The 20,021-nt window shown below is 70.0% G+C and carries 20 protein-coding genes; 11 read left to right on the plus strand and 9 right to left on the minus strand.

Going from position 1 to position 20,021, the window contains the following annotated elements; genetic code table 11:
- Positions 1–12: 12 nt before the first annotated feature.
- Genes ACZ6YV_RS28295 through recQ form a run of 3 tightly spaced genes read left to right on the plus strand, consistent with a single transcriptional unit; the run spans position 13 to position 3,087 of the window.
- On the plus strand, positions 13–354 hold the full coding sequence (locus tag ACZ6YV_RS28295; protein WP_378237619.1) for an ArsR/SmtB family transcription factor: 342 nt from the start codon (positions 13–15) through the stop codon (positions 352–354).
- Between the two features lie 9 nt (positions 355–363).
- Positions 364–1,206 (plus strand): SMI1/KNR4 family protein, encoded by an 843-nt coding sequence (locus tag ACZ6YV_RS28300; protein WP_465512491.1) that lies wholly within the window; start codon positions 364–366, stop codon positions 1,204–1,206.
- A 48-nt stretch (positions 1,207–1,254) separates the two neighbouring features.
- The gene (gene recQ, locus ACZ6YV_RS28305; protein WP_465512492.1) at positions 1,255–3,087 is read left to right on the plus strand and encodes a DNA helicase RecQ; all 1,833 of its coding nucleotides are present in this window, start codon (positions 1,255–1,257) and stop codon (positions 3,085–3,087) included.
- Here recQ and ACZ6YV_RS28310 read toward each other — a convergent pair.
- On the minus strand, positions 3,084–3,302 hold the full coding sequence (locus ACZ6YV_RS28310; RefSeq protein WP_465512493.1) for an antitoxin: 219 nt from the start codon (positions 3,300–3,302) through the stop codon (positions 3,084–3,086). The two genes, recQ and ACZ6YV_RS28310, sit on opposite strands and share 4 nt — an antisense overlap.
- Positions 3,303–3,454: 152 nt before the next feature.
- On the opposite strand from ACZ6YV_RS28310, the gene add reads away from it, so the two are divergent.
- On the plus strand, positions 3,455–4,429 hold the full coding sequence (gene add / locus ACZ6YV_RS28315) for an adenosine deaminase (RefSeq protein WP_465512494.1): 975 nt from the start codon (positions 3,455–3,457) through the stop codon (positions 4,427–4,429).
- Positions 4,430–4,498: 69 nt separating this feature from the next.
- Positions 4,499–5,353, plus strand: coding sequence for a lytic murein transglycosylase (locus tag ACZ6YV_RS28320; protein WP_465512495.1), 855 nt, complete (start codon positions 4,499–4,501; stop codon positions 5,351–5,353).
- A gap of 4 nt (positions 5,354–5,357) precedes the next feature.
- Here ACZ6YV_RS28320 and ACZ6YV_RS28325 read toward each other — a convergent pair whose 3' ends face one another.
- Genes ACZ6YV_RS28325 through ACZ6YV_RS28335 form a run of 3 tightly spaced genes read right to left on the minus strand, consistent with a single transcriptional unit; the run spans position 5,358 to position 9,052 of the window.
- On the minus strand, positions 5,358–6,707 hold the full coding sequence (locus tag ACZ6YV_RS28325; RefSeq protein ID WP_465512496.1) for a vWA domain-containing protein: 1,350 nt from the start codon (positions 6,705–6,707) through the stop codon (positions 5,358–5,360).
- On the minus strand, positions 6,704–7,585 hold the full coding sequence (locus tag ACZ6YV_RS28330) for an AAA family ATPase (RefSeq protein WP_465512497.1): 882 nt from the start codon (positions 7,583–7,585) through the stop codon (positions 6,704–6,706). Before ACZ6YV_RS28330 ends, ACZ6YV_RS28325 begins: the two co-directional genes overlap by 4 nt.
- Positions 7,586–7,606: 21 nt before the next feature.
- Positions 7,607–9,052, minus strand: a complete 1,446-nt coding sequence (locus ACZ6YV_RS28335; RefSeq protein ID WP_465512498.1) for an MFS transporter — start codon at positions 9,050–9,052, stop codon at positions 7,607–7,609.
- A gap of 62 nt (positions 9,053–9,114) precedes the next feature.
- Here ACZ6YV_RS28335 and ACZ6YV_RS28340 point away from each other — a divergent pair, with 62 nt between their 5' ends.
- The 5 genes from ACZ6YV_RS28340 (at position 9,115) to ACZ6YV_RS28360 (ending at position 13,585) form a co-directional block, all read left to right on the plus strand.
- Positions 9,115–10,074, plus strand: a complete 960-nt coding sequence (locus ACZ6YV_RS28340; RefSeq protein ID WP_465512499.1) for a helix-turn-helix transcriptional regulator — start codon at positions 9,115–9,117, stop codon at positions 10,072–10,074.
- Positions 10,071–11,105, plus strand: a complete 1,035-nt coding sequence (gene mgrA / locus ACZ6YV_RS28345; protein WP_465512500.1) for an L-glyceraldehyde 3-phosphate reductase — start codon at positions 10,071–10,073, stop codon at positions 11,103–11,105. Before ACZ6YV_RS28340 ends, mgrA begins: the two co-directional genes overlap by 4 nt.
- Positions 11,106–11,251: 146 nt before the next feature.
- Positions 11,252–12,010 carry a class I SAM-dependent methyltransferase gene (locus tag ACZ6YV_RS28350; RefSeq protein ID WP_465512501.1) on the plus strand — a complete coding sequence of 253 codons (759 nt, stop codon included), beginning with the start codon at positions 11,252–11,254 and terminating at the stop codon, positions 12,008–12,010.
- Positions 12,007–12,324, plus strand: coding sequence for a hypothetical protein (locus ACZ6YV_RS28355; RefSeq protein ID WP_465512502.1), 318 nt, complete (start codon positions 12,007–12,009; stop codon positions 12,322–12,324). Before ACZ6YV_RS28350 ends, ACZ6YV_RS28355 begins: the two co-directional genes overlap by 4 nt.
- Before the next feature lie 52 nt (positions 12,325–12,376).
- The gene (locus ACZ6YV_RS28360; protein WP_465512503.1) at positions 12,377–13,585 is read left to right on the plus strand and encodes an MFS transporter; all 1,209 of its coding nucleotides are present in this window, start codon (positions 12,377–12,379) and stop codon (positions 13,583–13,585) included.
- Here ACZ6YV_RS28360 and ACZ6YV_RS28365 read toward each other — a convergent pair.
- The 5 genes from ACZ6YV_RS28365 to sigC all read right to left on the minus strand — a co-directional run bounded on the left by ACZ6YV_RS28365 (position 13,545) and on the right by sigC (position 19,232).
- Positions 13,545–14,357 (minus strand): aldo/keto reductase, encoded by an 813-nt coding sequence (locus tag ACZ6YV_RS28365; RefSeq protein WP_465512504.1) that lies wholly within the window; start codon positions 14,355–14,357, stop codon positions 13,545–13,547. The genes ACZ6YV_RS28360 and ACZ6YV_RS28365 overlap by 41 nt on opposite strands.
- A 9-nt stretch (positions 14,358–14,366) precedes the next feature.
- Complete coding sequence (locus ACZ6YV_RS28370) at positions 14,367–15,608, minus strand: PucR family transcriptional regulator (RefSeq protein ID WP_465512505.1); 1,242 nt, start codon at positions 15,606–15,608, stop codon at positions 14,367–14,369.
- Positions 15,609–15,747: 139 nt separating this feature from the next.
- Positions 15,748–16,203 (minus strand): (2Fe-2S)-binding protein, encoded by a 456-nt coding sequence (locus ACZ6YV_RS28375; RefSeq protein ID WP_465512506.1) that lies wholly within the window; start codon positions 16,201–16,203, stop codon positions 15,748–15,750.
- A 26-nt stretch (positions 16,204–16,229) separates the two neighbouring features.
- Positions 16,230–18,470 carry a xanthine dehydrogenase family protein molybdopterin-binding subunit gene (locus ACZ6YV_RS28380; RefSeq protein WP_465512507.1) on the minus strand — a complete coding sequence of 747 codons (2,241 nt, stop codon included), beginning with the start codon at positions 18,468–18,470 and terminating at the stop codon, positions 16,230–16,232.
- Between the two features lie 192 nt (positions 18,471–18,662).
- Entirely contained in the window at positions 18,663–19,232 is a 570-nt protein-coding gene (gene sigC, locus ACZ6YV_RS28385; protein ID WP_240593837.1) for an RNA polymerase sigma factor SigC, read from the minus strand.
- Positions 19,233–19,290: 58 nt separating this feature from the next.
- On the opposite strand from sigC, the gene ACZ6YV_RS28390 reads away from it, so the two are divergent.
- Positions 19,291–20,019: a zf-HC2 domain-containing protein gene (locus tag ACZ6YV_RS28390; protein ID WP_465512508.1), complete on the plus strand. Its 729-nt coding sequence runs from the start codon at positions 19,291–19,293 to the stop codon at positions 20,017–20,019.
- Positions 20,020–20,021 lie beyond the last annotated feature (2 nt).

A 20,021-nucleotide genomic window follows, 5' to 3' on the forward strand; every position in this document is an offset into this window, starting at 1 on the left:
GATAGTTGCCGGATGCACGCGTTCGACGTCCTCGGGGATCCGGTGCGCCGCCGGATCCTGGAACTGCTGACGGGCGGGGAACTGAGTTCCGGTGACGTGACCGCGGTGGTGCGCGCCGAATTCGGGATCTCGCAACCCGCGGTCTCCCAGCATCTGCGCGTCCTGCGCGAAAACGGCTTCACCACCGTCCGCGCCGAGGGCACGCGCCGGCTGTACTCGGTGGATCCGGGCCCGCTCAAGGAGATCGACGGCTGGCTGGAGCAGTACCGGCGGTTCTGGACCGGGCCGCTCGACGCGCTCGCCACCGAGATCGCGCGCGGCCGCCGCGAACGGCGGAAGGCCGCCGAGGACTAGGCTCCGCCCATGCGCAAGCAGTGGGGGCGCGCCTTGGTGATCGCCGTCGCGAGTGTCGTCATCGTGCTGGGCCTCGTTTTCGCGGTCACGACGCGGCGCGGGGAAACCGACGCTACTCAGTGGCTCTCGGCCGGGCAGCGCCCGCCGACGACACTGATGACACCGACGACGCCCAATACGCAGTACTACTCCACCCCCGCGCCCACGACGCGGCCGACGTTGACCGTCGACAGCGGCTGCCGCGTCGGCCAGGGGCCCGCCACACTCGACCCGGTCCCCGCGGCCACCACCCGCCGGGTGAACGCCGCCTGGGACCGCGTCGAACGCTGGCTCAAGGCCAAGGCACCGACGACGGCGGCGAGCCTCCGGCCACCCGCGACGCTCGAGCGGATCGCCGAGGCGCAACGACAGGCGGGCGTCGCCTTCCCCGCCGAACTCGTCGCCTTCTTGCTGCGGCACGACGGCGTCTCGGGCATCGGCGACAGCTTCGCCCTCCCCCCGTTCCACCATCCGGCCTCCGCGGAAACCGTCGCGCGCGAAGCGAAGGTCCTGTGCGAAGTGCTGATCTCGAGCGGATCGGACGGCAACGTCGGCGACTGGTGGCACGGACGTTTCGTGCCCGTCGCCATCGACGGCGGCGGCAACGGCCTGTTCCTCGATCAGCGCACCGGGACCGGGCGGCTCGGCGAATGGGACCACGAGGGCTCGGTGAGCTTCGACAGCTGGCCCGCCACCCTGACCGAACTGCTGGAGCAGACCGCGACAGCGCTCGAGACCGGCGGGACGATCATCGGCGGCTACCGGCCGGTCGTCACCGGAAACCGGGCGCTGGACTGGGACTTCCCGCGCTGAGGTGCGCGGGCGCGTCGACTGTCGGACCCCGCCCCTAGAATCGTCCGGGTGGCAGCCCCCGACATCGGTACCTCGGAAGCCCTCGAGACGCTGAATCGCGTTTTCGGCTACGACGACTTCCGCGGCGATCAGCACGCGATCGTCGAACACGTCATCGCAGGCGGTGACGCGCTCGTCCTCATGCCCACCGGCGGCGGCAAGTCGCTGTGCTATCAGATCCCCGCGCTGGTGCGGCCCGGGGTCGGCGTGGTGATCTCACCGCTGATCGCGTTGATGCAGGACCAGGTCGACGCGCTGCGCAACGTCGGCGTACGCGCGGGTTTCCTCAACTCGACGCAGGACTACGCCGAGCGGAACCGGGTCGAGGCCGCGTTCCTCGCCGGTGAGCTGGACCTGCTGTACCTGGCACCGGAACGGCTTTCGGTCGAGGCGACCGTCCGGTTGCTCGACCGCGGCAAGATCTCGCTGTTCGCGATCGACGAGGCGCACTGCGTCTCCCAGTGGGGTCACGATTTCCGGCCCGACTACCTGATGCTGTCCGCGGTGCACGAACGCTGGCCGGACGTGCCGAGGATCGCGCTCACCGCGACGGCCACCAAGACGACGCACGCCGAGATCGCGTCCCGGCTCAACCTCGAAGACGCGCGGCACTTCGTCGCGAGCTTCGACCGGCCGAACATCCAGTACCGGATCGTCGGCAAGAACTCACCGCAGCGCCAGCTGCTGGAACTGCTGCGCACCGAGCACAAGGGCGACGCGGGGATCGTCTACTGCCTGTCGAGGAATTCCGTGGAGAAGACCGCGGACTTCCTGGTGGAGAACGGGATTCCGGCGGTGCCCTACCACGCCGGGCTGGACGCGCGGACACGCGCGAAACACCAGTCGCGGTTCCTGCGCGAAGACGGGCTGACAGTCGTCGCGACGATCGCGTTCGGCATGGGCATCGACAAACCGGACGTACGGTTCGTCGCCCACCTGGACCTGCCGAAGTCCGTCGAGGGCTATTACCAGGAGACAGGGCGCGCCGGCCGTGACGGGCTGCCGTCGACGGCGTGGCTGGCGTACGGCCTCCAGGACGTCGTCCAGCAGCGCAAGATGATCGACATGTCGGAGGGCTCCGAGGCGCACAAGCGGCAGCTGAGCGCCCACCTCAACGCGATGCTGGGACTGTGCGAGACGGTCGAATGCCGCCGGGTGCAGGTGCTGAGCTATTTCGGGCAGAAGAGCGAGCCGTGCGGCAACTGCGACACGTGCCTGGCGCCGCCGGAGACCTGGGACGGCACGGTTCCGGCGCAGAAGATCCTGTCCACCATCGTCCGGCTGCAGAACGAGCGTCGGCAGAAGTTCGGCGCCGGGCAGATCGTCGACATCCTGCTCGGCAAGACGACACCGAAGGTGACCCAGCACGGGCACGATTCGCTGAAGGTGTTCGGGATCGGCACGGAGCTGAAGGAGCCCGAGTGGCGGGGTGTGGTCCGGCAGCTGCTGGCGCAGGGGCTCGCCGCGGTCGAGGGCGACTACGGGTCGCTCGTGCTCACCGAAGGCAGCTCGGAGGTGCTCAGCGGGCAGCGGAAGGTCCAGCTGCGGCGTGAGCCGGAGCGGGCGGCCAAGGCCGCGGCCCGGTCGAGTGCGAAGAAGGCGGCTGTCGCCGACATGCCCGCCGAGGCGGCGCCGGTGTTCGAACTGCTGCGCTCGTGGCGAGCCGCGGCGGCGAAGGAGCAGGGAGTGCCCGCGTACGTGATCTTCCACGACGCGACCCTGCGCCAGATCGCCACCAAACGGCCCGCCACGCTGCAGGAGCTGGGTACGGTCAGCGGCGTCGGCGAGAACAAGCTCGCGAAGTACGGCGAGCAGATCCTCGAGACGCTGGCCGAGGCCTAGGACTCGTAAGGGCGGCGCGGCGGCCGACCGGTCATCCCGTCGACCTTGCGCACCGCGCCGTCGATCTTGCCGTGGTACTTGCCCTTGGTCTTGTGGTCGACGAAGGTCGCGGCCTTGTTCACGGCCTTGGAGACCTTCTCGGGGTTCTTGCGCACGTAGGCGCGCACGGCCCCGGCGGTGCCGGCCAGGGCGGTCAACTTCCGCAGTAGAGCCACGATGGTCCCTTTCCTCGGGGTCGTCTGGTTGCCTGCTCAACGACCGGTGGTGGCCTCTGGGTTCCCCGGAGCGCGCCAAATCACTCATTTCGGATACCGGATGCCGGAAAACGGGGCGCGCGAGCGGGGTCAAGGCCGCTAAGTTCGGGCTCATGCGGGATCTTTCGCTGCTTCCCAAGGCCCATCTGCACGTCCACCTCGAAAGCACCATCCGTCCGGACACGCTCCGTGACATCGGGGAGGCGAACGGCATCGCCGTACCCGCGGAACAACCCGTGTTCGACGGGTTCCGCGCGTTCGGTGACTACAACGGGCTGCTGCGCTCCTGTCTGCGCAAGCCCGAGGACTTCGAACGGGTGGCGCGCGAGTTCTGCGAAGACCAGGTCGCGGACGGCGTCCGCTACGCCGAAGTCACCTTCACGGCGGCGGCGCACGGTGAGCGGCTGGGCGAGCCGGACATGCCACTGGCCTCCGTCCTCAAAGGACTTTCCGCGGGCGGGGCCGAACACGGACTTCACTGGCGGGTGATCCTGGACCATTCGCGCCGCCGGCCGGTCGAACGCGCCCGGCTCACCCTCGACCTCGCCCGCCGGTACACCCGGGACGGCGTGTTCGCGATCGGCCTCGCCGGGGAGGAGAAGTACCCGCTCGCGCCGTTCGCCGGGATCTGCGACGAGGCCGAGGAGGCGGGGCTGCGGCTGATCCACCACGCCGGGGAGGACGCCGGCCCGCCCAGCATCCGCGAAGCGCTCGAGATCGGCCACAGCGAACGGATCGGGCACGGCATCCGGATCCTGGAGGACGTCGCGCTGGTCGCCGAGGTGCGGGAACGCGGCATCGCGCTGGAGGTCTGCCCGTCGTCGAACGTGACGCTCGGGCTCGTGCCGTCGTTCGAAGAGCACCCGCTCCCCCGGCTGGTCGACGCCGGGCTCGTGGTCACCCTCAGCACCGACGTCCCGTCGATCACCGGGACGACGGTGACCGACGAGTTCCTGCGCACGCGGGAGGCGTTCGCCTACGACGACCTCGCGCTCGCCGGCCTCGCCCGGGCGTCCGTCGATGCCTCCTACGCCCCCGCCGACCTGAAGCGCTCCATCCACGCGGAGATCGACGCCTGGCTCGCCTGACGGGTGGTTCAGCTCACCCGGTCGGTGGGCCACACAAGTTCTCCACAACCGTCACGTACCGTGGATCCGGTGACCGCTTCGTCCCCTTCGGCACTGGACCTGATGGACCAGTGGCAGCCCCCGCCCAAGAAACGCGGCCCTCGTGGCTGCGTGATGCTCGCGCTCCTGGTTGTGGGCGCCTTGGTGGCCGGTGCCGTCTGGGTCGTGGTCAGCCTCAACGACCGCGAGCCGGTACCGGCCAAACCGGTGTTCACCGTGCCCGCGCTCAGTCCCGCGCCGCGTTCGGCGATCCCCGGCGACGCCGGACCGCTGCCCGCCGAGCCCGCGAAGGACGCCTGGATCGCGAAGGTGTCGGAGAACACGGACATCCCTTCGCGCGCGCTGCGGGCGTACGTGAACGCGGCCGAGAAGACCGCGAAGACAGCGCCGCGCTGCGAAATCACCTGGGCGACCATCGCCGGGATCGGCCGGACCGAGTCCCAGCACGCCCGCCACGACGGCTCGCGGGCCGGTGAGGACGGCATCGTGACACCGCCGATCATCGGCATCCCGCTCGACGGCTCCCCCGGTGTGATGGCGGTCGTCGACACCGACAAGGGCGCCCTCGACGGTGACGCGAAATGGGACCGCGCGGTCGGACCGATGCAGTTCCTGCCCGCCACCTGGAAGCGGTACGGCGTCCGCGCGAGCGGCGACGGCGTCGCGCCGGACCCGCAGAACATCGACGACGCCGCGATGACGACGGCGCGGTACATGTGCGCGAGGGGCGGCGACCTCGGCCAGCCCTCCGGCTGGTGGACCGCGGTGCTGACCTACAACAACTCCACCCAGTACGGGCAGGAAGTGTTCAGCAACGCCGACGCGTACGGGAAAGCGGCGCTGAAGCCGGAACCGGCGCCGGCGCCGGCGCCGGCGCCGCGCTGAAGCCTCAGGCCGGCAGAAGCCGGGTGACCAGCTTCGTCAGCTGGTGCACGTTCCGGCATTCGTGCATCTCGACGACCTCCGCGTAGGCGTGTGCCTCGGAGTCGCCGGTGGACCACAGCGCCGTCCGCTCGGGGTTGAGCCAGTACGTATGCCTTGCCGCGGAAGCGATCCCGCGCACCGCGGCCAGGTTCGGGTCGCCGCCGTTGGTCCTCGCGTCACCGAGGATGAGCATGGACGTCTTGGGGCCGACGGCGTCCGAGTACCGCTCGACGAATTCGCCGAGCGCGTGCCCGTAGTCGCTGTGCCCGTCCCAGCGCGTCAGCTCGGCGTCGGCGAGGATGCGCGCGCCGAGGTCTTCCGGGTCCGCCGCGCCGGTGTCGACGAGGTGGGTGATCTCGTCGCAGGCGTCGATGAACGCGAACACCCGCACCTTGCTGAACTGGTCGCGCAGGGCCTGCACCAGCAGCATGGTGAAGTTCGCGAATCCGGCAACCGAGCCCGACATGTCGCACAGCAGCACGATTTCCGGCCTCCCCGGCCGGTGCCGCCGGTACGCCGGCCGCATCGGGACGCCGCCGGTGGACAGCGAACGCCGCAACGTCCGGCGCAGGTCGATCTGCCCGCGCGCGTGCCGCCGTCGCCGGGCGGCCAGCCGGGTGGCGAGCTTGCGGGACAACGGTTGCACGACCCGGCGGAGTTCGGCGAGTTGCGCGCGGCTGGCGAGCAGGAAGTCGACGCGATCGGCGGCGGGCGGGACAGCGTGCCGCGAAACCCTTTCCCTGCCACGGACTTCCGCCACCCGGCGACGTGCTTCTGTCCGCACCAGGCCACGGAAGCCTTCGACACGACGCCGGACATCATCGCGCTCCAACCGGTCGGTGAAGTCCTCAGGCACGCCCGCGCGAATCGCTTCGAGCACGCGGACCACGAGCGTCTGCGGCTGAAGCCGTTCCAGCGTCTGGTGCGCCGACCAGCCACCGGCACCCGCCGTGCCGCCGTACTCCCCCAGCATGTCGACGGCGAGCCCGGCCAGCTGTGTCAGGTCGGTCTGGTCGTTCGCGGCGAGCGCGGTGGCGAGCCGATCGCGCAACGCGGCCAGGTCCTCTACCGGGTCCTGCGACGGCGCGCCGACGCCGAGCGGGAAGTAGATGTCGAACGTCGCGTCGAACACGGCGCGCTGGCCGCCGCGCCGGACCAGCGCCGCCGCGAGCCCTTCCCGCATCTGCTCGCGGGAGGCCAGGCCCAGCACTTCGAGTGCCGCGGCGGCGTCGACGGTCTCACTGGGACCCGCCGGGATCCCGTGTTCCCGCAACGCTTCCACGAATTCGACGAGCCTGCCCGGCACGCCGCTCACGAGTCGAGGACCTTGCCGAGTTCCAGCCGCGCGTCCGCTTTCACGATGTCGTCCTGATGCTTGAGGATGACGCCGAGGCTCGCGCGGACGACGTCCTCGCCGAGGCTGTCCGCGCCGAGCGCCAGCAGGGTCCGGGCCCAGTCGATGGTCTCGGCGACCGACGGCGCCTTCCGCAGTTCCATCGCCCGCAGCGCGGTGATCACCTTGACCACCGAGGCCGCGAGCGCGTCGTCGACACCCGGGACCTTGAGCCGCACGATGCGCTGTTCCAGTGCCGCGTCGGGAAAATCGATGTGCAGGAACAGACAGCGCCGTCGCAGCGCCTCGGAAAGTTCCCGCGTCGCGTTCGACGTCAGCACCACGAACGGCTTGCGCCCGGCGGTGATCGTGCCGAGTTCCGGGACGGTGATCTGGAAGTCGCCGAGCACCTCCAGCAGGAGACCCTCGATCTCGACGTCGGCCTTGTCGGTCTCGTCGATGAGCAGGACGGTCGGCTCGTCGCCCTTGATGGCCGTCAGCAGCGGGCGGGCCAGCAGGAACTCTTCACCGAAGATGTCGTTGCGGGCTTCGTCCCATGTCTCGTCCTTGCCGGCTGTGATCCGGAGAAGCTGCTTCGCGTGGTTCCACTCGTACAGCGCGCGAGACTCGTCGACGCCTTCGTAGCACTGCAACCGCACCAGCCGGGAGCCGCTCGCTTCCGCGACCGCCTTCGCCAGCTCGGTCTTGCCGACCCCCGCGGGACCCTCGATCAGCAACGGCTTACCGAGGGCGTCCGCGAGGAACACCGTGGTGGCGACGGCCGCCGAAGCCAGGTAGCCGGTGTCGGCGAGCTTCGCCGTCACGTCTTCGACGGATATGAAGTACCCGGTCCCAGCCACGCGGCCTCCCAGCTCGATCGCCTACCCGGCCGACTCTACGTCGCGGATCCGCTTGGGCAGCAGGAACCCGACCGCGAAGGTGAGCAGCACCATCACCGCGACCACCCAGAACGTCCGCTGGGCGGCGTCGGTCGGGTCGGTGGTCCCGGCGTCGAAGAACACCGTGCCCAGCAGCGCCATCCCCAGCGCGCCGCCGACCTGCTGGAGCGAGGTCAGCGCGCCCGACGCCGATCCGGCCTCCGACGGTTCCACTCCGGACAGCGCGATCTCGAAGTACGGCCCCATGATCAGCCCGGACCCGATCCCGACCACCACCAACGCGGGTGCCAGCAGCCACGGACCGGCCTCCGGGCCGAGGAGCGACAGCAGGGCGACCACGCCGGCGGCCATGATCAGCGCGCCGGTGTGCAGCACCTTGCGGCCGTGTTTGCGCACCACCTGCACCAGGCCCATCCCGACGATCATCCCCAGCGACATCGGCACCCCGGTCAGCCCGGCCTTCAGCGGCGAGAACCCGAGACCGAGCTGCAGGTAGAGCGTGAAGACGAGACCGAAGCCGGAGAAGGCCGCGAAGTAGATCGTGCCGGTCGCCATCCCGGCGAGGAAGCTGCGCTTGCGGAACAGGCTGGGCTCGATCAGCGGGTCACCGCCGCGACGGCTCTTGCGCTTCTCGAACCAGGCGAACACCCCGAACACCACGACCGCGGCGGCCATCATCGCGAACGACCACAGCGGCCAGCCGTACTCACGACCCTGAACCAGCGGGAAGACGATCAGCAGCGCACCGGCCGTGGCGAGCAGCGCGCCCGGGATGTCGAGGGTGAGCGAACCGCCGGGACGGGATTCGGGAAGGAACTTCAGCGCGGCGAGCACGGCCAGCGCACCGATCGGGAGGTTGATCAGGAAGATCATCCGCCAGCCGGTGCCGAAGAGGTCGGCGTCGACCAGCCAGCCCGCGAGGATCGGGCCGCCGACCGCGGCGAGCCCCATCACCGGGCCGAACATGCCGAACGCGGACTGCAGTTCCTTGCCGGTGAACATCTCCTTCATCATGCCAAGGCCCTGCGGGACCATCGCGGCGCCGAACAGGCCCTGCACCACCCGCGCGGCGATGATCATCTCGGGGCTGACCGCGACCGCGCAGAGCAGCGAACCGGCGACGAAACCGATCGCGCCGATCAGGAACATGCGCTTGCGGCCGAAGATGTCGCCGAGCCGTCCGCCGGTGAGCAGGCCGGACACCATCGCGAGGGTGTAGGCGACGCCGAGCCACTGGATCATCGCCGTACCGCCGCCGAGCGAGGCCCGCATGACCGGTCCGGCGATGCTCGTGACCGTCATGTCCAGCAGTTCCATCACCGAGCCGGTCAGGATCACGAACAGCGCGGGCCAGCGCCAGCGGTACGGCTTCTCCGTGAGGGCGTTTTCCGAGGTCACGCCGCTCGGGGTGTCCAGTGTCATCGTCATGGGGACAACGCTAAAGTCAATTCCGGCCACTTTCTGACCGGAATCGGAGCGAATCTGGATTCATGGCGAATACGAGTGCGCGGATGCTGCGGCTGCTGTCCCTGCTGCAGACACACCGCTTCTGGACCGGGATCGAACTGAGCGACAAGCTCGAGGTGAGCGAGCGGACGCTGCGGCGCGACGTCGAACGGCTTCGCGAGCTGGGCTATCCGGTCAACGCGAGCCGCGGCGTCGCGGGCGGCTACCAGCTGCGGTCGGGCACGGTCATGCCGCCGCTGCTGCTGGACGACGAGGAGGCCGTGGCGATCGCGGTCGGCCTGCGGACGGCGGCGGGCGGCTCGGTGGAGGGCATCGAGGAGACGTCGGTCCGGGCGCTGACGAAGGTCGTCCAGGTGATGCCGCCCCGGCTGCGCAGGCGTGTCGACGCGCTCCAGGCGTACGCGACACCGGCCGCCGTCACCGGTCCCCGGGTCAGCGCCGCCGGCCTGACGGTGATCGCGCAGGCGTGCCGGGACGACGAGCGGCTGAAGTTCGACTACGCGGCCCGCGACGGCGAGGAGTCCGCGCGGCTGGTCGAGCCGCATCGGCTCGTCTCGCTCGGACGGCGCTGGTACCTGGTGGCGTGGGACCTCGACAGGGTGGACTGGCGCACCTTCCGCGTGGACAGGCTCAGCGACCCGCGCACCACCGGCGCCCGCTACCGGCCGCGCGAGATCCCCGGCGGGGACGCGGTCGAGTTCGTCGAGGCCCAGATCAAGGCCAGGCCGACCACACACACGCTGGTGGTCCGGGTCGAGGCGCCCAAAGCGCGGGTCGAGGCGGCCGTGCGGTACGTCGGCGGCATGCTCGAAGCGATCGACGAGACGTCCTGCCGCCTGAAGATGAACGTCGACACCTTCGACTGGCCCGTGCTGATCCTGGCCGCCATCGGGGCGCCTTTCGAGGTCGAGAGCCCCTCCGCGTTCAAAGATCACCTCGCGTCCGTCGCCGCCCTCTTCACGGCGGCTAGCATCGGCCCGTGAGCACCTATGTCGCGGCCGAGGGCCGATACGAGAGCATCCCCTACCGCCGCACCGGGCGCAGCGGCCTGAAGCTGCCCGCGATCTCGCTGGGCCTGTGGCACAACTTCGGGAACGACAAACCGCTGGGTACGCAGCGGGACATCGCGCGGCGCGCGTTCGACCTGGGCATCACCCATTTCGACCTCGCCAACAACTACGGCCCGCCCTACGGTTCGGCCGAGGAGAACTTCGGCAGGCTGCTGGCTTCGGACTTCAAGCCGTACCGTGACGAGCTGGTCGTTTCGACGAAGGCGGGCTACGACATGTGGCCGGGCCCGTACGGCGAATGGGGCTCGCGCAAGTACCTGCTGTCCTCTTTGGACCAGTCGCTCGGCCGGATGGGCCTGGACTACGTCGACATCTTCTACTCGCACCGCTTCGACCCCGAGACGCCGCTCGAAGAGACCGTCGGCGCGCTCGACACCGCCGTCCGCTCCGGTCGCGCGCTGTACGTCGGCATCTCGTCGTACTCGTCGGAGAAGACCGCCGAGGCCGCGCGGCTCCTGCGGGAGCTGGGCACGCCGCTGCTGATCCACCAGCCGTCGTACTCGATGTTCAACCGGTGGCTCGAAGGCGACAAGCTGCTCGACACGCTCGAAACCGAAGGCGCGGGCTGCATCGCCTTCTCGCCACTGGCGCAGGGCCTGCTCACCAGCCGCTACCTCGACGGCGTTCCCGACAATTCCCGTGCGGCGCAAGGGAAATCGCTCAACCCGGACACGATCACCGAGAACACCGTCGGCAAGATCCGGGCGCTGAACGAGATCGCCCAGCGCCGTGGCCAGACGCTGGCGCAGCTCGCACTGGCGTGGGGCCTGCGCGACCCGCGGATGACGTCGGTGCTGATCGGCGCGAGCAGCGTCGCCCAGCTGGAGGACAACGTCGGCGCACTGAAGAACCTGCACTTCACCCACGAAGAACTGGCCGAGATCGACCGCTACGCCACCGAGGCCGACATCAACCTGTGGAAGCGTTCGACCGACGCCGGATAGCGTCCATGCCGTGAAGGCCTCCTTACCTATCCTGAAGGCAGGGAAGGGGCCCTTCACCACCCTGCAGTGTGATCTTGGGACGGCGGTGACCAGTCCCGGCCCGAAATCGCGTTGCCCCATCCGGCGGCGGGACCGAGACTGCGGACATGAGTTTCGAAGATCTGCTCGCCGAAGGAGAGGCCGTCCCGGTCGAAGGCTGGGACTTCTCCTGGTTCGAAGGCCGGGCCACGGAGGAACGGCCGCCGTGGGGCTACTCGCGGCTGCTCGGCGAACGGATGGCGGCGGCTTCGGCGGGGCTGGACCTGCAGACCGGCGGCGGTGAGGTGCTCGCGGGCATCCCGAAACCGCCGCCGGTCCTCGCCGCCACCGAAGGCTGGCCGCCGAACGTCGCGGTGGCGAGGAAAACCCTCGCGCCCCTGGGCGGCGAAGTGGCCGAGGCGGAGTACGACGCGCCTTTGCCCTTTCCCGACGAATCCTTCGACGTGGTGAGCAGCCGCCATCCGATCGAGAACCCGTGGCGGGAGATCGCCCGGGTGCTGCGTCCCGGCGGATCCTTTCTGTCGCAACAGATCGGCGCCGGCACCGTCCGCGAGCTGAAGGAGTTCTTCCTCGGCCCGCAGGACTACGGCGACTGGACGCCCGAAGTGCTGCGCGCCGAGGCGGAGGCCGTCGGGCTGCGGGTGGACCGGCTCGAACCGGCGAAACTGCGGATGGAGTTCTTCGACCTCGCCGCGGTCGTCCACTTCCTCCGGAAGGTGATCTGGATCGTGCCGGGGTTCGAGGTGGACAAGTACCGCGACAGGCTCGCGGAACTCCATCGGATGATCGAGACCGACGGGATGTTCGTCGCGCATTCGCGGCGGGTGCTCGTGGAGGCCGTCAAACCCGGCGCCACCGGGCGATGAAGGTGACCGACGGCTACAAAGGATCCGGGAACGTCGTCAGCACCGGCACGCCCAGCTACCTGGTCGAATTCTGGTGCGCCGGCACTGGCACTTGGGACGCCGTGGAACACGAACTCACCGAATGCGACGTCCACGACGCACTGCGCTGGGCGCACGAGAACGCGCCCTCCGGCGGGACCGTCCACACCGTGATCTACGCCTGCTACCGGCAACCGGCGGACTCCACCGAATCCGACGTCCATCTCCTGCTGGCGGGGACCGACCCGAGCACGACACCCACCTCGACCACCACGCTCACCTGGCCGACCGCCTGAACTACTACACGTTCGGGTGATCACCGGCGCGAGATCTTGAGTGGACGCGCTCGTGGGTGCGATACCTGCGGGCGTGTCCAGCTCCGCACCGCGCCAGCTGGCGCTCACCTCCGCCGCCCAGATCCTCGCCATGGGGTTGTGGTTCTCCGCGTCGAGCGTCGTCCCCGCCCTCCGCGCGGAATGGGCGCTCTCCACCCAGGGCACCGTCCTGCTCACCGCTTCGGTGCAGGTCGGCTTCGCGGCGGGCGCGCTGGTGTCTGCCGTCGCCAACCTCGCGGACCGGCTCCGGCCCGAGCGGCTGCTGGCCGCGAGCGCCGCGATAGGCGCCCTGCTGACGGTGCTCTTTCCGTGGTGCGGCAACCAGTTCTGGCTCGCGATCCTGCTGCGGTTCGGCACCGGGGTGGCGCTGGCCGGGATCTATCCGGTCGGGATGAAGATCGTCGTCTCGTGGTTCCCGAACAGCCGGGGTCTCGCGCTCGGTGTACTACTGGCCGCGCTCGCGCTCGGCTCGGCGTCACCCCATCTGCTGGCCGGGAATCTCCCGGACTGGCGGACGGTACTCGTCGTCGCGGCCTTTCTCGCTCTCGGCGCGGCGGCGCTGGCCGTGCTCTTCGTCCGCGTCGGCCCGGCCGCCCGGCGCTCGCCGCCGTGGGAGCCGAGATATCTGCTCACGATGGCGCGCGATCGGCGCCAGCGGCTGATCGCGTTCGGCTACTTCGGCCACATGTGGGAGCTGTACGCGTTCTGGACCTGGATCCCCGCCTACGCGGCCGCAGCGTCGAAGACTTCTCCTGGCACGGTGAGCCTGCTCGCGTTCACCGTCATCGGTGTCGGCGGGGCGATCGGCTGCCTGCTCGGCGGAGCGCTCTCGGACCGGTTCGGACGGATCGACGTCGCGCTCGTGGCGCTGGCCGTCAGCGGGGCGTGCTGTCTGGTCTCGGTCTCCGTCTTCGGCGCTCACCCCGTGGTGCTGGGCACGCTGCTGTTCGTCTGGGGTGTCGCCGCGATCGCCGACTCCGGCCAGTTCTCCGCCGCGTTGAGCGAAGCCGCCGACGCCCGCTACGTCGGCACAGCGCTCACCGCGCAGACCGCGATCGGGTTCCTGCTCAGCGCGCTGACCATCCAGGGCCTGCCGGTGCTCGCCGACGCCGTCGGCTGGCGGGCCGCGGTCCCCGTGCTGGCCGTCGGGCCGCTGCTGGGCGTGGTCGCCATGGCGCGGCTCAGGTCCCCAGCAGCCGTAGGTGTTCGTCCGTCAGCTTGACCTCGGCGGCGGCGAAGTTCTCTTCCAGATGCGGGATCTTCGCCGTCCCCGGGATCGGCAGGATCACCGGCGACCGCGCGAGTAGCCAAGCGAGCCCGACCTGCGCCGTGGTCACCCCGAGTTCCACGGCGACGGCGGCGATCCCGGCGGTGGCGTTGGACGCGGCGCCGAGCACCGGACGCCAAGGCAGGAAAGCGATCCCGGCCGCCTCGCAGGCGTCGAGCACGGCTTCGTGCTCGCGGTCGACGAGGCTGTAGCGGTTCTGCACGCTCGCGATGTCCACGATCTCCCGTGCCCGCGCGAGTTCGTCCACGGAGACCTCGGACAGCCCGATCCGGCCGATCTTGCCTTCGTCACGCAGGTCCCGCAGCGCGCCGAGCTGGTCGGCCAGCGGGGTTTCCGGGTCGATGCGGTGCAGTTGCAGCAGCTCGATCCGCTCGACGCGCAGCCGCCGCAACCCTTCGTCGACCTGCGCACGCAGGGAATCCGGCCGTCCGTCGTACTTCCAGTCGTCCCCTGTCCGCACGACGCCGACCTTCGTGGTGACCACCAGGTCGTCCGGATACGGGTGGAGCGCTTCGGCGAGCAGTTCCTCGTTCGCTCCCCCGCCGTAGAGGTGCGCGGTGTCGATCAGCGTGATGCCGATTTCCACCGCACGCCGGGCCACGGCGATCGCGTTCTCCCGTTCGGGGCCGGTCTCGGTCGGCAGGTGCATGGCGCCGAACCCGAGGCGGCGCACGGTCAGGTCCCCGCCGATGGCGAACTCGTTCATGGGGGAAACCTAGCGCGGCGGATCCCTCGGTGAAGGCAGATGCGAGGTATCGGGGAACATGTGGAGCGCGCGCAGGGCGGCGCCGAGCTCGGCGATGTCGGCCGGGTCGGTCAGCGAACGGCCCAGTTCCTCCGAGATCCGCTTCAGCCGGTGCCGGATCGTGTTGGGGTGGCAGAACATCCGCTCCGACGTCAGTTTCGTGGAGCCCTGGCATTCGAACCACGCGCGCAACGTCAGCAGCAGCACGTTCCGGTCGTCGCCGGGCAGGTCCAGGATCGGCCGCAGCACGTGGTGCGCGAGCTGCACCGACGCTTCCGGCGCGCTGGCAACGAGACCGGCGAGCGGGGATTCGTTGAACTGCACCATTCCCGTCGTCCCCGGCATCATGCTGGAGAGCGCGACCCGCGCCAGGTGCAGGGCGCGGGAGGTGTTCCCGAGACCGGTGAACACCGGGCTGACGCCGATCCGGCCGATCTGGTTCTCCCGCAGCAGCTCGATGATCACCTGGGACGCCGACGGGTCCCGCATGGACACGACGCCGACCTGCAGGTCCGGGGTGAGCCGCCAGGCGGACGCGTGATGCCGGTCGCGGAGCCGGTTTTCGATCTGGGGCAACGGTTCATGCCCGACGCGCGGGGTCTCGGCCGCGACGACGACGTAGGTCCCGTCGAGCGAGAGTTCCAGCACGCGCGCGATGTCCCACAGCGTGCCTTCGGTGGCCGCGCCGCCGGCGAACAGCGCCTCGACCAACGCGGAACGCCTGCTTTGGTGCGCCAGCATGACTTCGGCGGTGGTGTCGCGGTAGGTCGTCGTCAGCGCTTCGGCGTAGTCGTCGATCAGCGCCCAGATCGCCGACGTCGCGGCGACGAGGCCGCGGAGGTCCTGCTGCTCACCCGAAGCGGTCAGTTCGACGAACCGGTTCCACACCTCGGTGAGCCCGATCCGGTACGCCCGCAGGAGTTCCGGCAGCGGCGCGCCCTGCAACGCCCGTGCGCGCCCGGTCGCCCGCGCCTGCGCGAGGTCGGGTTCCTCGGTACCGCGCAGGGTCCGCATGACGTACTCGAGGTTGTTCCGCACCGAAGTCCGCAGTTCGGCGAGGGTGACGAACTGCGCGTCGTGGTACACCGGCATTTCCGCGCGGATCTGCTCGACGGTGGATTCGATGACGCCGGGCAGCTGCTTTTCGACCTCGACGGCCAACTCGGCGACGATGACGGCCGATCCTTCGCGGAGCACGGTTCGGTAGTGCATGGACGTCCTCCGGGCAGGGACACCTCGTCGAGCCCCTGGGGACGTCATCTAACACGACTCACCCGGAAGTGGCCTGTCGAAGCCAGGAGGGCCCGCCGGTGCGGCGAAAAATCGGGATTCTCACCGCACCGGCGGAATTTCACATCTTCGCGGCCGCGCTCTTGATGGCTTCGCGGATCCGGAAGTAGGTACCACACCGGCAGACGTTCTGGATCGCGTCGATCTCGGCGTCCGTCGGGTTCTTCGTCTTCTTCAGCAGCGCCACCGCGGCCATGATCTGCCCCGGCTGACAGTAGCCGCACTGCGCGACGTCCTGCTCCAGCCAGGCCTCCTGCACCGGGTGCAGGTTCTCACCGTCGGCGAGGCCTTCGATGGTGGTGACCTCCTTGCCCGAGCAGTCGGACACCGGCGTCACGCACGGGTTGAACGCCTCGCCGTCGAGGTGGCTGGTGCAGGCCTTGCAGACATTGATCCCGCAGCCGTACTTCGGGCCGCGGACGCCTAGCTTGTCCCGCAGCGCCCACAGCGTGGGCAGATCCGCGGGCGCGTCGACGGTGACGGTCTTCCCGTTCACCGTGAAGGTGTAATTGGGCATCGGAACTCCTTGGCGGGGAAGGAAAGTCAGCGGGGGAAGGGTTCGAAGTCGACCGGGAAGTTGATCGGGAAGCTGCGCGGTTTGATCCCGGTGGCCCGCGCGTAGGCGTTCCCGATCGCGCCGACCGGCGCGGGCACGCCGAGTTCCCCGGCACCGCCGATCTCGCCCGTCTCCGGCATCACGTGCACCTTGACGTCCATCGGCGAGTTCTTCTGCCGCGCGTAGTGGAACTGCGAGTAGCTGCCCTCCAGCGGGAGCCCCTTGTCGATGTGCAGTCCCGCCGTCAGCGTCGTGGAGATGCCGTCGGTCAGGCCGCCGAGCATCTGCGCCTCGATCCCGCGCGGGTTGATCGGCTTGCCGACGTCGACGGCGATGGTCGCCTTGGTGACACGCGGGTTCTTCGGGTCGCGGGCGTCCATTTCGACCAGGCAGGCGGTGTACGACTTGTACTCGCCGTGCACGGCGACACCCTGCGCGAAGCCCTTGGGCATCTTCTTGCCCCACTCGCCGAGTTCGGCGACCTTGTCCAGCACGGCTCGCTGCCGGTCGTTCTTGATGAACTCGCGCCGGAACGCCACCGGGTCCTTGCCGAGCTTCGCGGCGATCTCGTCGACCATGATCTCTTCCGCGCCGCGGGTGCTCGACGAGTACACCGACCGCCAGGCGCCGGTGTGGAAGGCATGCGGGACCTCGTTGAGCAGCTGCGTGGTGACGCCGAAGTTGTACGGCGACTTCACCGTCAGCAGGAACACTGTCTGCGCGAAGCTCAGGTTTCCGCCGACAGGCAGTTGCGCAGCGAAGGCGGTGAGGACCTCGCCGAGCCCGTGGCCCCAGTCGGTCTCGACGCTGGCGACGCGGTGTTCGAAGGTGAGCACCTGGCCGAGCGCGAAGGTGGCGCGGATCTTGTGGTGACTCGCGGCGCGGGCGCGGCCGTGGCGCATGTCGTCGATGCGGCTCCACATCAGCCGCACCGGCCGCTTCATCGCCTTCGAGATCCGCGCGGCTTCGATCGCGCCGTCGGAGAACAGGCGGCGGCCGAACGAGCCACCCGCCTGCTGGACGTGCACGGTGACCTTGTTCGCCGGCAGCCCGAGTTCCTGTGCGATGTTCTGCTTCGCGAGAATCGGGACCTTCATGCCCGACCAGATGGTCGCGCTGTCCTCGCGGACGTCGGCGACAGCGGAGTTGGTCTCCAGCGGCGCGTGGCTCGCGAAGGCGAAGTCGAACTCGCCGTCGACGTACTGCGTCAGCAGCGGCGGCACGACGAACGGCAGCGCCGCGGCCCGCAGCTTCTTCTTGATCGTCGCGTTGTTCTCACCGTCGACGGTGCCGCTGTTCCAGGTGACGTCGAGGGCGTTCTTGCCGTCGAGCGCCTGGCCGAAGGTCTCGGCCAGCACCGCGACCCCGGTCTTGATGACGGCGATGTCGAGGATGCCCGGCATCGCGCGGACGGCGGCCTCGTTGTTGACCTTCTTGACCGTGCCGTTGATCGTCGGCGGACGGCGGACCATGGCCGGCTTCGCACCGGGGATGTCCAGGTCGAGCGTGTACTTCAGCTGCCCGGTGACCATCGCGCGGGCGTCCTTGCGCGACTGCGGCGTGCCGACCAGCTTGTGCGCGGACTCCGCCTTCGGGGTCGCGGTGAACTTGCCGAGGTCGGCGCGGGCGGCGGGCCGGGACAGCGCGCCGTAGTCCACCCGGCGGCCGTCGGGCGCGATCACCGCACCGTCCCTTGTGGACAGCCGATCGGCCTTGGCGCCCCACTGTTGCGCGGCCGTGGCGACCAGACGGGCGCGGGCGGCGGCGGCCGCGGTCCGCACCGGGGTGTAGAGCGAGCGCATCGTGTTGGAGCCACCGGTCAGCTGGTTGAACAGCAGCTCCGGGCGGGCGTCGGAGAGCACGACGTCGACGCGGTCGAGCGGCAGGTCCATCTCTTCGGCGACCAGCATCGCGTTCGCCGTCGTGATGCCCTGGCCGACCTCGGTCCGCGGCAGTTCCAGCCGCACCCGGCCGTCTTCGCGGACCTCCAGGACGAGCAGGCCGGCGGTGGGGGCGTTCGACAGGGTCAGTACATCGCCGAGGTCGAGGATCTCGGCCGGGCCGGGCGGGGTCGGGATGACGGCTTCGGCCTCTTCGGGCGCGACGGTGTCGATACCGATCTTCGTGGCGATCGTGAGGGTGGGCGCCGCGACGAGGAAGGTCAGGAACCGGCGGCGGCCGAGGCCGCCGGGGTCCTGCTCCTGGGTTCCAGCGGTGGGACTGGCCATCGGGAAGATCCCTTCGAGAGCGCGCGGTGAAGGCGGGGACCCTCGCGCGGCCTGGGGTTGGATGGCGACACGCTAGGCATCGGCATTCGGCCTAGTCAACGCGGAGTAGTCGTGTCAGCCCATCTGTGTGACGAGGTGACAGCGAAGGGCCTCAAATGTGTGACGCGCCACAGTGAGGTCAACCAGCGTGGCCTAGATGGAGTCGCGCTCCCGGCCCGCTTCGAGCAGGTCTTCGCGGGCGCGCGCGATCCGTGAACGCACGGTGCCGACCGGGCAGCCGCAGATCTCGGCGGCCTCGGCGTAGGAAAGCCCCAGCACCTGGGTGAGGACGAGGACCTCGCGCCGCTCCGGGTCGAGCCCGTCGAGCAGCATCCGCAGCTCCACCAGGTCCTCGAACCCCGCGACGCCTTCCGCCTGACGAGCGCCGCGACGCTCGGCGGTGGCTTCCCAGTCGACGTCGGCGAGCTTCGGACGGGCCGAAGCCGCCCGGATGCGGTCGACGACCACGCGGCGCGCGATCGACAGAAGCCAGGTCCGCGAGGACGACCGGCCGGCGAACCGGCGCAGGCTGCCGAACGCGCGCAGGTACGTCTCCTGGGTGAGATCGTCGGCGGCGCCGACGTCGGCGAGGTGCGCGACGAAGCGCCAGACGTCGGCCTGAGTGGCACGCACCCAGTCCTCGAGCGCCCGCCTGTCGCCGCGAGCGGCGGCGAGAGCGAGCTCGGTCACCCGCTCGTCGTCGTGGTTGCGCGCCCCGGCCATACGAGAAACGTAGCAGCGTCCCGGGAACCGGGGCAGGCCCGCGCCCGACAAGTGAGACGTGAAGTGCGAGACCTGCCGCGAGGCCCTGTCGGCCCGGCTCGACGGCGAAACCGAACCCGCCCCGCCCGAGGTGGTCGACCGGCACGTGACCGGCTGCGCCGCCTGCCGGTCGTGGCTCGCGCGCGCCGAGCGGCTGCACCGGACGATGCTGTTGCGCCCGGCTCCCCCGGTCCCGGACCTCACCGCCGTCATCCTGGAACGCACCCCCGCCCCGCCGAGCGAGGGCTGGCCCGCCAGGATCGCCCTCGCCGTGGTCGCGATCGCGCAGCTCGGCCTCGCCTTCGCCCAGCTGCTGGGCGTCGAAGACCACACCGCGGGCCACGGCACGGAATCCCTGATCGGGCATCTTTCCCACGAGAGCAGCGCCTGGAACCTCGCCGTCGGCCTCGGGCTCGGCTGGGCGGCCTTCCGCACGAAGGCCGCGGCCGGGCAGCTGCCGGCGCTGACCGGTTTCGTCGCGCTGCTCCTGGCCTTGTCGGCAGGCGACCTCGTCACGGGACAGGTCACCGCCGGGCGCGTGCTCACCCACGGCCTGGTCGTCGTGGGAGTGCTGTTGCTGTACGTGGTCAATCGGCAGCACCGCCTGCGCAACCGCCCGAGCCCCGCGACGACGGCCGACACCTCGGACGGCTACCCCACGGAAGCGGGCCACGAGACCGGCGAAGCCCCCGAGCGGCCCCGCCAGCACAGGGGTTTCCGGCGTCCGGCGAGCCGTCACGTCGCCTGACC

This window comes from Amycolatopsis sp. NPDC102522, from assembly GCF_055584485.1.

Bases quoted from the DNA above. Each gene is read 5' to 3' on its own strand.
- ACZ6YV_RS28370 (WP_465512505.1), bottom strand. From the start codon at position 15,608: ATGCACTACCGAACCGTGCTCCGCGAAGGATCGGCCGTCATCGTCGCC.
- ACZ6YV_RS28380 (WP_465512507.1), bottom strand. From the start codon at position 18,470: ATGGCCAGTCCCACCGCTGGAACCCAGGAGCAGGACCCCGGCGGCCTC.
- ACZ6YV_RS28355 (WP_465512502.1), top strand. From the start codon at position 12,007: ATGAAGGTGACCGACGGCTACAAAGGATCCGGGAACGTCGTCAGCACC.
- ACZ6YV_RS28300 (WP_465512491.1), top strand. From the start codon at position 364: ATGCGCAAGCAGTGGGGGCGCGCCTTGGTGATCGCCGTCGCGAGTGTC.
- ACZ6YV_RS28335 (WP_465512498.1), bottom strand. From the start codon at position 9,052: ATGACGATGACACTGGACACCCCGAGCGGCGTGACCTCGGAAAACGCC.
- ACZ6YV_RS28365 (WP_465512504.1), bottom strand. From the start codon at position 14,357: ATGAACGAGTTCGCCATCGGCGGGGACCTGACCGTGCGCCGCCTCGGG.
- add (WP_465512494.1), top strand. From the start codon at position 3,455: ATGCGGGATCTTTCGCTGCTTCCCAAGGCCCATCTGCACGTCCACCTC.
- ACZ6YV_RS28375 (WP_465512506.1), bottom strand. From the start codon at position 16,203: ATGCCCAATTACACCTTCACGGTGAACGGGAAGACCGTCACCGTCGAC.
- ACZ6YV_RS28295 (WP_378237619.1), top strand. From the start codon at position 13: ATGCACGCGTTCGACGTCCTCGGGGATCCGGTGCGCCGCCGGATCCTG.
- ACZ6YV_RS28340 (WP_465512499.1), top strand. From the start codon at position 9,115: ATGGCGAATACGAGTGCGCGGATGCTGCGGCTGCTGTCCCTGCTGCAG.
- ACZ6YV_RS28350 (WP_465512501.1), top strand. From the start codon at position 11,252: ATGAGTTTCGAAGATCTGCTCGCCGAAGGAGAGGCCGTCCCGGTCGAA.
- sigC (WP_240593837.1), bottom strand. From the start codon at position 19,232: ATGGCCGGGGCGCGCAACCACGACGACGAGCGGGTGACCGAGCTCGCT.